9 protein-coding genes and 1 tRNA gene are annotated in these 13,806 nt (G+C 68.9%); all 10 read left to right on the top strand.

Annotation, left to right across the window (positions count from 1 at the left end; translation table 11 throughout):
* Positions 1–118 precede the first annotated feature (118 nt).
* Positions 119–460, top strand: a complete 342-nt coding sequence (locus tag VN779_RS12050; protein ID WP_325722577.1) for an anti-sigma factor antagonist — start codon at positions 119–121, stop codon at positions 458–460.
* 111 nt (positions 461–571) lie between these two features.
* Positions 572–1,138 carry an ATP-binding protein gene (locus VN779_RS12045; RefSeq protein WP_325722576.1) on the top strand — a complete coding sequence of 189 codons (567 nt, stop codon included), beginning with the start codon at positions 572–574 and terminating at the stop codon, positions 1,136–1,138.
* A 442-nt stretch (positions 1,139–1,580) separates the two neighbouring features.
* Positions 1,581–1,715, top strand: a complete 135-nt coding sequence (locus VN779_RS12040) for a hypothetical protein (RefSeq protein WP_325722575.1) — start codon at positions 1,581–1,583, stop codon at positions 1,713–1,715.
* Between the two features lie 89 nt (positions 1,716–1,804).
* On the top strand, positions 1,805–4,159 hold the full coding sequence (locus VN779_RS12035; RefSeq protein ID WP_325722574.1) for a sodium-translocating pyrophosphatase: 2,355 nt from the start codon (positions 1,805–1,807) through the stop codon (positions 4,157–4,159).
* A gap of 130 nt (positions 4,160–4,289) precedes the next feature.
* Complete coding sequence (locus tag VN779_RS12030; protein WP_325722573.1) at positions 4,290–5,810, top strand: DUF7059 domain-containing protein; 1,521 nt, start codon at positions 4,290–4,292, stop codon at positions 5,808–5,810.
* Positions 5,811–6,116: 306 nt separating this feature from the next.
* Positions 6,117–8,873 (top strand): type I DNA topoisomerase, encoded by a 2,757-nt coding sequence (gene topA, locus VN779_RS12025; protein WP_325722572.1) that lies wholly within the window; start codon positions 6,117–6,119, stop codon positions 8,871–8,873.
* A gap of 269 nt (positions 8,874–9,142) precedes the next feature.
* On the top strand, positions 9,143–10,633 hold the full coding sequence (gene tmk, locus VN779_RS12020; protein ID WP_325722571.1) for a dTMP kinase: 1,491 nt from the start codon (positions 9,143–9,145) through the stop codon (positions 10,631–10,633).
* Complete coding sequence (locus VN779_RS12015) at positions 10,630–11,847, top strand: DNA polymerase III subunit delta' (RefSeq protein ID WP_325722570.1); 1,218 nt, start codon at positions 10,630–10,632, stop codon at positions 11,845–11,847. The genes tmk and VN779_RS12015 overlap by 4 nt, the downstream gene beginning before the upstream one ends.
* 221 nt (positions 11,848–12,068) lie before the next feature.
* Positions 12,069–13,610, top strand: coding sequence for an alpha/beta hydrolase (locus VN779_RS12010; RefSeq protein WP_325722569.1), 1,542 nt, complete (start codon positions 12,069–12,071; stop codon positions 13,608–13,610).
* Between the two features lie 58 nt (positions 13,611–13,668).
* Positions 13,669–13,742 (top strand) — tRNA-Thr (locus tag VN779_RS12005).
* The last annotated feature ends 64 nt before the right edge of the window (positions 13,743–13,806 follow it).

Below are 13,806 nucleotides of genomic sequence, written 5' to 3'. Positions count from 1 at the left end.
AAAAGACACTCCTCGCGGTGAACCGATCGCATACCGTCGTCAGGTGTGGGCGGGGAGTGATTGAATGCGTACTCACCCCGTTCGGGGAAGTCGCGAACAGGACAGTGCTGGAGGACCCGTGGATCTGAACCTGTCGACCCGGCACGAAGGTGACCGCACGGTCATCGATGTAGGCGGCGAGATCGACGTCTACACGGCCCCGAAGCTGCGCGAGCAGCTCGTGGACCTCGTGAATCAGGGCCGCTACCACCTGGTCGTGGACATGGAGGCGGTCGATTTCCTGGACTCGACCGGACTCGGCGTTCTGGTCGGCGGTCTCAAGCGGGTGCGGGCGCACGACGGCTCGCTGCGTCTGGTGTGCACCCAGGAGCGAATCCTGAAGATTTTCCGGATCACCGGTCTGACCAAGGTGTTCCCGATCCACACGACGGTCGAGGACGCCATCGCCGCCACCGACTGAGGCGCGGCCGGGCTGTAACCGCCCGCACGGGGCGGTTACGGCCCGGATCCGGCGACGCAACTCACCACCGGAACACCGCCATCACCGGAACATCGCGGGAGGACCCTCGTCATGACGGGCGCACACGCCGCCGACTCGCTCACGCCGCTCGACGGAGAGACCGAAGGTCGAGCGGGGGAGGGCAGCGCGGGAGCGCCGGACCCCGCGCCGGCGGCCGGCAACGCTCCGGCCCCGGTGGTGCTGCGATTCGCGCCGCTGCCTGAGCATGTCCGCACGGCCCGGCTCGTGGCCGTCGCCTTGGCTCGCCGCGCCGGCGTGGAGGATGGACTGCTCGACGAGGTCCGGCTCGCGGTCGGCGAGGCCTGCTCGCGTGCCGTCGGGCTGCACCGCTCAGCCGCCCCGGAGGTGCCGATCGTGGTGCACCTCGACGACGGTCGCGAGCGCTTCGGCGTCGAGGTGGTGGACGTCGTCAGCGGCGGTCCGGTGCCGAAGCCGGAGGAGGCGAACGCCGGCGATAACGCCGGTGGCGACAGCGCATTCGGCGAGGAACCAGACGCCGACATGGGTCTGGCGGTGCTTCGCGGCCTGGTAGACGATCTCGACGTCGAGCTCACCGCAGACGGCGGCGTCATCCGCATGGGCTGGCCAGTGGTCGCCCCGCATTGGGCCACCCACTGACCCTGTCCGATACTGCGCACTGATCCTGGTCGGGCCGCGCGAGACCGTACAAGGCGCCAGCCACCCGGTCCCAGTCACCGGCCACCAGAACTCAGCCCCCAGAGCCCAGCCATCAGCTCGGAGCCCGGCCAAGGCCGCGGCGCGGTTCGCTGCGCCCACGCTCACTGATTCGAGTGATTCTGCTGCTCGGTCCGCGGATCTCGACGCGGCCATGGCGGCCGTCGATCGACGCTGCCGCGTGCGCGCACCCGTTTCAGAAAACGCCAGGCGGGCAGCGGGCTGCTGCGAACTGGGAGTCCATAGGCTGGTGAGACGCGCGTCACACGCCGTTCCGTGTCCTAAACCTCACTAGGTGCTGGTATGGACCGGCTGGCGTGCGTAAACTCCGGCCCACCGACCGCGCCGTCTCAGCTGGCGGGCGGTCGTTGTGATTGAGAACACGGTGAACGACAGGGTCAACGCGAACGACCAGGCCGAACGCGGCCGTGGCGGGTGGCGGCGGGAGAACGGCGCAGACGCGTCGATCCCGTGCGTCCCGCGCGGCGCCACGGCCGGACCGGACGCGCTGGCCGACTAAAACCCCCGTACAGGCAGAGGTCCGGCCTGCTCACTTCGGCTGGGCGCTCTGAGACGCGCTCACGGGGTATCCACGTCAAGGAGGACGCAATGCCCCGGCTTTCCGGGCAGCACCTGGCAGCCGCCGTCAGTCTCACCGGCGGCAATCTCACCCTGGTAGTCATCGTCGCGGTGATCGCCCTCGCGGCGCTCGGCGTGGCCGCCTACCTGGTTCGTGAGGTCCTCGCCGCCGGCGAGGGCAGCGAGAACATGAAACGGATCGCGGTAGCCGTGCAGGAGGGCGCCGCGGCCTATCTCGCCCGGCAGTTCCGCACCCTCGGCGGCTTCGCCGTCGTCGCCTTCTTCCTGCTGCTGGCATTGCCGGCGGACAACTGGAGCGTGCGGATCGGCCGATCCCTGTTCTTCCTCCTCGGCGCGGGCTTCTCCGCGGTGACCGGTTACGTCGGCATGTGGCTCGCGGTGCGCTCGAACGTCCGCGTCGCCGCGGCCGCGAACGAGTCCGGGGCCAACCGGGCCACCCGGATCGCGTTCCGCACCGGTGGCGTGGTCGGCATGTTCACCGTCGGCCTCGGCCTGCTCGGCGCCTCAATCGTCGTCCTCATCTACAAGGACGAAGCCCCGAAGGTGCTGGAAGGCTTCGGCTTCGGCGCGGCGCTGCTGGCCATGTTCATGCGTGTCGGCGGCGGCATCTTCACCAAGGCCGCGGACGTCGGCGCGGACCTGGTCGGCAAGGTCGAGAAGAACATCCCCGAAGACGACCCCCGCAACGCCGCGACCATCGCGGACAACGTGGGCGACAACGTCGGCGACTGCGCGGGCATGGCGGCCGACCTGTTCGAGTCCTACGCGGTGACCCTGGTGGCCGCGCTGATTCTGGGCCTGACCGCGTTCGGCGCCAAGGGCCTGGTCTTCCCCCTGATCGTGCCGATGATCGGCGTGCTGACCGCGGTGATCGGCATCTTCGCCGTTTCGCCGCGGCCCAGTGACCGCTCGGGGATGGCCGCGATCAACCGCGGTTTCTTCATCTCCGCCGCCGTCTCGATCGTGTTGGTGGCCATCGCGGCGTTCACCTACCTGCCCAGCACCTTCGCCGACCTGGTCGCGCACGGCGCGCGGGCCGGCGCGAGCGGCGACCCGCGGGTGATCGCGCTGATCTCGGTGATCATCGGCATCGTGGTCGCGGTGCTCATCCAGCAGCTGACCGGCTACTTCACCGACACGCACTTCCGGCCGGTCAAGGACGTCGGCAAGACCTCCCTCACCGGCCCGGCGACCGTCATCCTCTCCGGCATCTCGCTCGGCCTCGAGTCCGCGGTCTACTCCGCGGTGCTGATCGGCGCGGGCGTCTTCGGGGCGTACCTGCTCGGCGGCGGCTCGATCTGGCTCTCGCTGTTCTGCGTCGCGATGGCGGGCACCGGCCTGCTGACCACGGTCGGCGTCATCGTGGCCATGGACACCTTCGGCCCGGTCTCGGACAACGCCCAGGGCATCGCCGAGATGTCCGGTGACGTCACCCCGGAGGGCGCGCAGGTGCTCACCTCGCTCGACGCGGTCGGCAACACCACCAAGGCCATCACCAAGGGCATCGCCATCGCCACCGCCGTGCTCGCGGCCACCGCGCTGTTCGGCTCGTTCCAGGACGCCGTGCAGCAGGCAGCGGCCAAGGCCGGCGGAGTGAGCGGCAGCGCCGAGTCGCTGCTGCAGTACGTCGGCGTCCTCAACGTCGCCGACCCGCGCAACCTGGTCGGGCTGCTGGCCGGCGCCGCGGTGGTCTTCCTGTTCTCCGGCCTGGCGATCAACGCGGTCTCCCGGGCGGCCGGCGCGGTCGTCTTCGAGGTGCGCCGTCAGTTCGCCGAGATCCCCGGAATCATGGAGGGCACCGGCCGGCCCGAGTATGGCCGTGTCGTGGACATCTGCACCCGCGACTCGCTGCGCGAGCTGGTCACCCCCGGTCTGCTCGCGGTGATGGCCCCGATCGCGATCGGCTTCTCCCTCGGCGTCGGCGCGCTCGGCTCATACCTCGCGGGCGCGATCGGCACCGGCACCCTGATGGCGGTGTTCCTGGCCAACTCCGGCGGTGCCTGGGACAACGCCAAGAAGCTGGTCGAGGACGGCCATCACGGCGGCAAGGGCTCCCCCGCGCACGAAGCCACGATCATCGGCGACACGGTCGGCGACCCGTTCAAGGACACCGCGGGCCCCGCGATCAACCCGCTGATCAAGGTGATGAACCTGGTCTCGCTGCTGACCGCACCGGCCATCGTGACCTGGTCGATCGGCAGCGGCTCGAACCCCGGCGCGCGCGCCGGGGTCGCGGCCGTCGCCTTCCTGATCATCATCGTCGCGGTGTGGAACTCCAAGCGCCGGTCGATCGCGGTCAAGGCGGAGGTACCCGGCCAGAGCAGCGCCGCCGACGAGGCCGACGGCGCAATCGCGCACGTCTGACGTTCCGTCAGCGAGCCCCGCGCCGCCTAACGGCGCACACGGCCCGCGTAGACGCCCCAGGGCGCCTGCGCGGGCCGTTCCATGCCGATTGCCTCGAAGCGGCGCCCCGCTGTTGCATAGAGTGCTGCCTGTGACGGAGCTGATGACGGACCGGGACGCGATCGCGCGACTGCGCGAGGCGCTGCTCAAGGCCCAGTACACGGTGGACGGCTGCCTAGAGGCGTTGGGCCCGACCGCGTACTCCGCGCTTTCCCGCAACGAGTCGGTGGCCGCTTCGCGCGCGGTGCGGTCCGATGATTCGGCGATCGCCGCGCTGATCAAGCTCTTCGTGCTTCAGGAGAGCGTGGACCGCGCCGCCGCGGCTCGGGCCATCCCGCTAGAGGATGCGCTGGCCGGCGGCTTGCTGGCAGAGGACCGCGTCGACGGCACCGTGCGCGCGCTAGTCGACATCAGGCCATACGGCGAATCGGACGTGGACTGGTGGTTGGTCTCCGACCTCGGAGCCGGCCTGGTCACGGGTCACAGCGCACCGATGCAACCCGATTACGTGCTTGGTGTCGGCGGGGCCTCAACGACGCTCGCACAACTGACTGTGCGTGAACCGGTAAGCCGCGCGCTCGATGTAGGAACCGGCTGCGGCGTGCAGGCGCTTCACCTATCGCGGCACGCCAGCCAGATCGTGGCGACCGACATCAATCACCGTGCGCTGGACTTTGCCCGCCTCACCGCCGCCCTCTCTCTCGAAGAGGACGCCTCGCGGATCGACCTGCGCACGGGCAGCCTCTTTGAGCCAGTAGCGGACGAGCGATTCGATCTGGTGGTCTCCAATCCACCGTTCGTGATCTCGCCGGAATCGGCGCGCGGTGCCGGGCGTTTCGTCTACCGGGACGCCAGCTTGCCCGGTGACGAGTTGGGCAGGCGCTTCCTCGAACAGATCCCCGGCTACCTCGCCGAGGACGGCTGGTGTCAGATCCTGGCGAACTGGCTGCACGTCGAGGGCGTCGACTGGCGCGAACGAGTGGCGCCGTGGGTGCGTGCGACCGGCTGCGACGCATGGGTCGTACAGCGCGAGGTCCAGGATCCGGCCGAGTACGCGGAGCTGTGGCTGCGAGACTCAGGGGACTACGGCAAACCGCAGTACATCGAGCACTACCAGGCCTACCTCGACTACTTCGCGGCGCAGCGGATCGAGGCGGTCGGCTTCGGCTGGATCACGCTGCGGGCATCCGGGGCGGACATGCCTGCCGTGCGCCTTGAGGAGCTGACCGGCCCGATCGATCAGCCGCTCGGCGCCCTGGTGCCGGATTGGTTCAACCGGCAGGCGTTCGTCCGGGAGACCGACGACGCCGATCTGCTCGCCAGTAGCCCACTGCCTGCGCCAGGCCTGGTCCTCGAACAGGTGGCCCGGCCCGGCGAGGACGGCTGGGAGTCGGTCTCGACGAAGCTGCGGCAGACCACCGGATTGCACCGCTCAGGGGACATCGATCCGGTCGGTATCGCGCTGCTCGGCGCGCTCGACGGCCAGCGAACCCTCGGTGACGTGCTGGATCGCGTCGCAACCGACTACGGTCTTACCTCAGAGGCGCTGCGCTCCGGCGGTCTCGACGCGGTCCGCGCCCTGATCGAAGAGGGTTTTCTCACCGCGGGCTGAGAGCGCGGCTGTGTCGCGTTACGCAACGCCAACTCGCCGCTAAAGCAGCAGGAGATGAGCAGCTACGCATGTGTCACGCACAATGAACGGCGACGGCTGAACGGCTCGGCCTGCCGACTCGTGAACGTAACCACGGCGTCTCTGGGCGTACTCTGGTCTCCGAGTCGCGCTCACGGGGCCGAAGGTATTACTTTCCAGTCGCCCGCGTCTCGCCCGCAGGGCCGGGTCGGGTGATTTCGCTCATGCCGCGAGGGGTATCCCTTCGCGCGTGCGTGGCTTCGAAGAGGACAGGAAGGACGGACGACTGTGCCGCCGAGCAGCAAGGCCGGGACCGGGACCAACGCGCCTGCGCGCCGTCTCGTCATCGTCGAGTCCCCGGCCAAGGCCAAGACGATCAAGGGCTATCTCGGCCCGGGGTACACCGTTGAGGCCAGCGTTGGGCACATCCGTGACCTGCCGACAACGGACACCAAGCACAAGATCCCGGCGAACATCGCCAATCAGCCGTGGGCCAAGCTCGGCGTCGACGTCGACCACGACTTCGAGACCGTGTATGTGGTCTCGGACGGCAAGGACGACCAGGTCCGCAAGCTGAAGCAACTGCTCAAGGAAGCCGACGAGCTCTACCTCGCCACTGACGAGGACCGCGAGGGCGAGGCCATCGCCTGGCATCTCGAGCAAGAGCTCAAGCCGAAGGTGCCGGTGCGCCGGATGGTCTTCCACGAGATCACCAAGGACGCCATCCAGCGGGCCGTAGCCAACCCGCGGCAGATCAACATGCAGCTGGTCAGCGCGCAGGAGACCCGCCGGGTGCTGGACCGGCTCTACGGCTACGAGGTCTCGCCGGTGCTCTGGCGCAAGATCACCAACGGCACTTCGGCCGGTCGCGTGCAGTCCGTGGCCACCCGCCTGGTAGTCGAGCGCGAGCGGGACCGGATGGCGTTCGTCCCGGCCGCGTACTGGGATCTGACCGCGCTCTTCGACACGCGGCGTGAGGGCGACGACCCTCGCACGATGAACGCCAGGCTCGCCTCGGTCGGCGGCGTCCGCGTCGCGCAGGGCCGCGACTTCGGCTCAGACGGCGCGCTCAAGTCCCGCGGCGAAGTCGTCCACCTGGACGAACAGGCCGCCCGCGCGCTGGCCGCCGCCCTTGCGGACACTGACTTCGCGGTCACGTCCGTCGAGAGCAAGCCCTACCGTCGCGCGCCGTATGCACCGTTCCGCACCACAACGCTCCAGCAGGAGGCCGGACGCAAGCTCGGCTTCGGAGCGCAGCGCACTATGCAGGTGGCGCAGCGGCTGTACGAGAACGGCTTCATCACCTATATGCGTACGGACTCGATCACGCTGTCCGAGACGGCGATCACGGCCGCACGCACCCAGGTCCGCGAACTGTACGGCGCCAACTACCTGCCCGACGCCCCGCGCCGGTACGAGTCGAAGGTCAAGAACGCGCAGGAGGCGCACGAGGCGATCCGCCCCTCCGGTGACAGTTTCCGCACTCCGGCGCAGACCAACCTGACCGGCGACGAGTTCCGGCTCTACGAGCTGATCTGGATGCGTACCGTCGCCTCCCAGATGAAGGACGCGACCGGAAGTTCGGTCACCGTGCGGGTCGGCGGCGACGCCTCGGACGGCCGCGCGGTCGAGTTCACCGCCTCCGGCAAGATCATCTCGTTCCACGGCTTCCTGAAGGCATACGTCGAGGGCTCCGACGACCCCGACGCCGAACTGGACGACCGCGAGCGCCGGCTGCCCGCCGTCGCGGAAGGCGACGCGCTCGCCGCCACCGAGATCGACGCCGAGGGGCACTCGACCAAGGCACCTGCGCGGTACACCGAAGCCTCGCTGATCAAGGAACTGGAGGAGCGCGAGATCGGCCGCCCCTCCACGTACGCGTCGATCATCAACACCATCCAGCAGCGCGACTACGTGTTCAAGAAGGGCACTGCGCTGGTTCCGTCCTTCCTGGCGTTCTCGGTCGTCGGCCTGCTGGAGAAGCACTTCGGCTCGCTGGTGGACTACGAGTTCACCGCGCGGATGGAACAGGACCTGGACCGGATCGCCCGCGGCGAGGCCGAGCCGGTGCCGTGGCTCAAGCGGTTCTACTTCGGCGACGGTGACGCGCTGGAAGGCCTCAAGGCGCTGGTCACCGACCTCGGTGGGATCGACGCGCGCGAGGTGAACACCTTCCCGATCGGCGATGGCATTGTGCTGCGGGTCGGCAAGTACGGACCGTATGTCGAGAAACTGGGCCCTGACGGCTCACCGGTCGCGCGTGCCAACATCCCCGAGGACACCGCGCCCGACGAGCTGACTGCGGAGTTGGCCGAGGAGCTGTTCTCGCGGCCTACCGGCGACCGGGAACTCGGCGTCGATCCCGCGACAGGGCACACGATCGTGGCTAAGGACGGCCGATACGGCCCCTACGTCACCGAGATACTCCCTGAAGGCACACCCAAGACAGGTAAGAACGCCGTCAAGCCGCGCACCGGCTCATTGTTCAAGGACATGTCACTTGATGACGTGGACCTTGGCACGGCGCTCAAGCTGATGTCGCTACCGCGCGTCGTGGGCGTCGACCCGAATACCAACGAGGAGATCACCGCGCAGAACGGCCGCTACGGCCCGTACCTCAAGCGCGGCACGGACTCGCGGTCGCTGGAGAATGAAGATCAGATCTTCTCGGTGACGATGGACGAGGCGCTGGCGATCTATGCGCAGCCGAAGGCCCGTGGTGGGCGCGGAACGGCGAAGCCGCCGCTGCGCCAGTTCGGCGCTGACCCGGTGTCCGGCAAGCCGATCGCGGTGAAGGACGGCCGCTTCGGCCCGTACATCACGGATGGCGAAACCAACATCACCGTGCCGCGTGGTACCTCGGTCGAGGAGCTGACCGAGGAGCGCGCGATCGAGCTGCTCGCGGAGAAGCGGGCGAAGGGTCCGGCGCCGAAGAAGCGCGCGGCCAAGAAGACCGCTCCCGCGAAGAAGACCGCGTCCACTGCGAAGAAGACCACCGCCGCGAAGAAGAGCGCGAGCACGCAGAAGGCCGCGTCGTCTTCCTGATTTACGCTGCGTCGTCTGAACTACGCTGTGCCTTCTTGAACAACACGGCGTCTTCCCGAACAACACGGCGTCTTCCCGAACACGGCGTCTTCGCGCACACGGCGTCTTCGTGAACACGGCGTCTTCCTGAACGACGCGGTCTGAGCACCGCCGTCGCACGCCGGCCGTGGTCCGTTCACCGGCCGGTTGTCCCTGCTGGGAAGTACCCTGTTAGCGCAGGGAGAGCGCCAGAATACGGACCCGGAACGAGAACGGAGAGCGGGGTCGGCATGCGGGCCAGGCTGAGCCGAATCACGGCCGCGGCGAGCGGACGGCGCCCGCCGGACGCACAGTCCCCCGCGCACGCGTTACCCGGCTGGTTCATCGCGGTCGAGGGCGGAGACGGCGCGGGCAAGACCACCCAGATCGATGCGCTCGCCCGCTGGCTGCGTCGACGCGGCTTCGACGTGGTCACCACCCGCGAGCCCGGCGCCACCGTGCTTGGCGCGAAGCTGCGCGAAATCCTGCTGCATACCAAGGACCGCGAACCAGTCGGGGCCCGAGCTGAGGCACTGCTGTTCGCCGCCGACCGTGCTGATCATATGGAGAAAGTGGTGCGCCCGGCGCTGGAACGCGGCGCGATCGTGATCACCGACCGGCACGTGGACTCGTCGATCGCCTATCAGAGTGGCGGCCGTGGCCTGCCCTCCGACGAGATCGCCGCACTGTCCGCGTTCGCGACCGAGGGGCTGCGGCCGAATCTGGTCGTGCTGCTGGACATCGACCCCGCAGTCGCCTGGGAACGGGCGCAGGCCCGTAGTGAGGGACCGGACCGCCTTGAGGCGGAGCCGGCCGAGTTCCATCGGCGGGTGCGCGAGGTGTTCCGGTCCCGCGCTGCCGCGGAGCCGCCGCGTTACCTGGTGGTGGACGCCACTGAGCCGGCCGGTGTGATCACCGCGATCGTGCAGGACCGCTTGGAGAAGTTGTTGCCGCTCTCGGCCAAGGAGACCGCGGAGGTCGAAGCCCGCGAGAAGGCGCTTCGCGAGGCGAAGGAGGCCGAGCAACGCGAGCGGGAGACACGGCTTGCGGCTGAGCGTGCCGCGGCCGAGAAGGCGCGGCAGCGGCGGCAGGCCGAGGAGACGGCCGCCCGGGAGGCTGAGGAGAAGCGCCGCGAGGAGGCCAGGCAGGCGCAGGCCAGGCGGGCCGCCGAGGAGCGGGAGCGTTATGAGCGGCAGAAGGCGCAGGAGCGGCGTCGGGAGGAAGAGGAGCGCCGCGCCACCGAACTGCGCGCCGCCCAGCGCCGTGAGCAAGAGCAGGCGGACGCCGAGCATCGTCGCCAGATCGAGCTGACCGTCCGTCAGGTGGAAGCCCGGGCCAAGGGGGAGGCCCGCGAGCGAGCCGAGCGTGAACTGCGTTCGCGCGCGGTCGCGGCGCAGACTCAGCAGAAGTCCGAGCCGAAGCCCGAGAGCGCCGCGGAGCGGGTCGGCGAGGATGTCGTCGCGGAGACCGTGTCTGTGGAGAAGGCTCCCGCGCAGAAGACGCCGACACAGAACATCGTGATGCAGCAGCCAGCTGTTTCGCAGCGCGCAGAAGCCGAACGCAAAGGGAAAGAAAACAGGGCGGTGGACAAGACCGCGGTGCTGCACCTCGACCTTGAGCCGACCCAGGTGCTTCGTGCCACCAGCGGCGACCCCCGAGCCGACCTCGACGACGACTACGACGATGACGACGACGCGCCGCGCAGCCGGTGGCGTCTCGGTCTGGGCAAGAGGAAGTCGTGACGCAGCCCGGCGGCGCGTGGAGCGCTCTGATCGGACAACCCGATGCTGTCGGGCGACTGCACGACGCCGCGGACGCGGCACGAGCCGTGCTGGCGGGAGAGACCGGCGCGGCTGTGGCGGCAATGACGCATGCCTGGCTGTTCACCGGCCCGCCCGGATCCGGCAGGTCTACCGCCGCCCGAGCGTTCGCGGCCGCGTTGCAGTGCGCTGATGCATACGCTCCCGGCTGCGGTCAGTGTCAGGATTGTCATACCGCGATCGCCGGGACCCACCCAGACGTCACGCTCGTCGCTACCGATCAGCTGAGTATCGGTGTGGACCAGACCCGCGGGCTCGTTCTCGGTGCTGCCATGTCGCCCTCCCGGCGCCGCTGGCAGGTCATCGTGCTCGAAGACGCCGACCGAATGACAGAAGGCGCTGCCAACGTGCTGCTCAAGGCGATTGAGGAGCCTGCGCCGCGCACCGTCTGGATCCTTTGCGCGCCGTCGACCGCGGACATGCTGCCCACGATCCTGTCGCGTTGCCGGCACCTCGCGCTGCGCACGCCGTCCCCGGACGCGATCGCCGATGCCCTTAGCGCAGCCGAAGGACTGGACCGCGAGCGTGCCCTTGCCGCGGCCCAGGCGGCCCAAGGCCACATCGGCCGCACACGCGCTCTGCTGCTCGATACCGCAGCGGCGGCCGGACGTACGGAAGCGCTCAAGCTGCCGAGCGAGGTTGGCGACGTCGGCCGGGCACTGAAAGCCGCGCAGAGCCTTGTCGACGCTGCGGCCGCCGAGGCCAAGGCGCTCAGCGAAGTCCTCGACGCCAAGGAGACCGAGGAGCTGAAGGTCGCCCTTGGCTACGGCCAGGGCAAGGGCTCGGGCAGTGCGCGCGGCGTCGCCGGCTCCGCAGGCATCCTCAAGGAGTTGGAAACCAAGCAGAAGCGCCGGGCCACCCGCACTCAGCGCGACGCCCTCGATCGAGCCCTGATCGACATCGCGGCGTTCTATCGCGACGTGCTGGCGCAGCAGTTCGACCCGTCCGGTGAGGCGACCCTCGGACTTGTGCATGCAGACCATGTGCAGCAGACCCGCGCTATTGCCGCGGGCTCAAGCCCGGCGACCACCCTGCGCCGGATCGAAGCGGTGCTTGAGGCGCGTAAAGCGATCGCGGCCAATGTGGCGCCGCTGCTCGCCGTCGAGGCGATGGCACTGACCCTGCGCACCGGCTGACCGCGTCCGGCCTCGTCGTCGCGTAACGCACGGGGCCAACCTGGTGCACACGCTGCGGTTCCGCCGTACCTATCCGCAGGTTCGCCCCCTGTTCGGCGTAGCCTAAGTGTCGCGACCCCGGGAAGTTCAGCGACCAACGGGACACGTACGAACAACTGAAGGGGCCGTCAATGGCGCACCGGCTTGGCGTAGAGGGACCGAAAGGTAAGGGCCGGTCGCCCTTGACTCGACGCGCGGGCCGGGTGGCGCTCGCTGTCACGGCATTCACAATCACTCTTGCTTCGTGCACCAATGCCAGCGGCCACTCGCTGCCGGTCGCCAGCATCCGCAACTCGACCCCGAATCCGTCGGGCGCCCCCACCGCACTGGTCAACTACTACAAGCAGACCATCAGCTGGTCGAACTGTGGTGGCGGGTTCCAGTGCGGCGACATCAACGTGCCGCTGGACTACAGCAAGCCGACCGGCACCACGATCCGAATCGCGGTCGTGCGCAAGCAGGCCACCGACGAGGCGCACCGGATCGGCTCACTCCTGCTCAACCCCGGCGGCCCGGGTGGCTCCGGCATCGACTACGCGCGTTCACCCGGCGTCGTCAGCGCCGCCGTCGCAGCCCGCTTTGACCTCATCGGCTTCGACCCCCGCGGCGTCGGCCAATCCACCGGTGTGCACTGCCTGAATGACAGTCAGATGGATACATTCCTCAACGCGCCGCCGGACCCGAGCACCGGCGCCGAGGTTACCCAAGAGGCCGACCAGGCGAAGTTCTTCGCGACGCAATGCCAAAAGAACTCCGCGGCGCTGCTGCCCTACGTCGGCACGGTGAACGCCGCCCGCGACATGGACGTGCTGCGCGGCGCGCTCGGCGACTCGAAGCTCTACTACCTCGGCAAGTCGTACGGTACGTACCTCGGCGCGATCTACGCTGACGAATTCCCGCAGAACGTCGGCAGGCTGGTGCTCGACGGCGCGATCGATCCGTCTCTGGCGGCGAATCAGCTCAACCTGACCCAGGCCGCCTCCTTCGACGCCGCGCTGCGCCAGTTCGCCCAGGACTGCGCAGCGCGCTCGGACTGCCCGCTCGGCACCGACCCGGCCGCCGGCCTGACCAAGCTCAAGAGCTGGGTGGACGGCCTCGACGCGCATCCGATCTCCGGGGACTCGACCCGCAAGCTGACCGAGTCGCTGGCGATGACCGGCATCGCGGTGGCCATGTACGACCAGTCCTGGTGGCCAGAGCTGCGCGCGGCCCTCACCAAGGCCTACGCGGGCGACGGCTCCGCGCTGCTAACCATGGCCGACGTCTACAACAACCGGGTCGGCGGCCACTTCCAGAGCAACGAGACAGAGGCCAACTTCGCGGTCAACTGCGTGGACCACCCCGACGAGGCCACCAGCGTCGACGGCATCCAGCAAGAGCTGCCCGCCTACGAGAAGGCGGCGCCGTTCTTCGGCAGCATGGTCGCCTGGTCGAGCCTGCCGTGTGCCTATTGGCCCGCGGTGCCCGACACCACCCCGCACAAGGTCCAGGCCAAGGGCGCGGCGCCGATCCTGGTCGTCGGCACCACCCGCGACCCGGCGACCCCGTATAGCTGGGCGCAAGGCCTCGCCACGCAGCTGAGCAGCGGCACCCTGCTCACCATGAACGGCGACGGCCACACGGCCTACCTCCGCGGCTCGACCTGCATCGACAACGCCGTGGACGCCTACCTCCTCGGCGGCACCGTCCCCACCGCAGGAACTGTGTGCGAGCAAGGCCACTAGAGCGGCTACACTGGTGCACCGGTCGGTGATCGCCGCGCGGCGCCACCGCACTCGCACCGCCCCCTTAGCTCAGTCGGCCAGAGCGACGCACTCGTAATGCGTAGGTCATCGGTTCAATTCCGATAGGGGGCTCAGTCCTGACCAGGGCGCTCCTTGATCCAAGGAGCGCCCCGGTCGTTTCCTGAGCATTTCTAGT

The sequence above is a fragment of the Actinocrinis sp. genome, assembly GCF_035605935.1.
GTDB lineage: Bacteria > Actinomycetota > Actinomycetes > Streptomycetales > Catenulisporaceae > Actinocrinis.
Note: the sequence above shows the minus strand (reverse complement) of the source record. Positions and strands in the feature narration are given on the sequence as shown.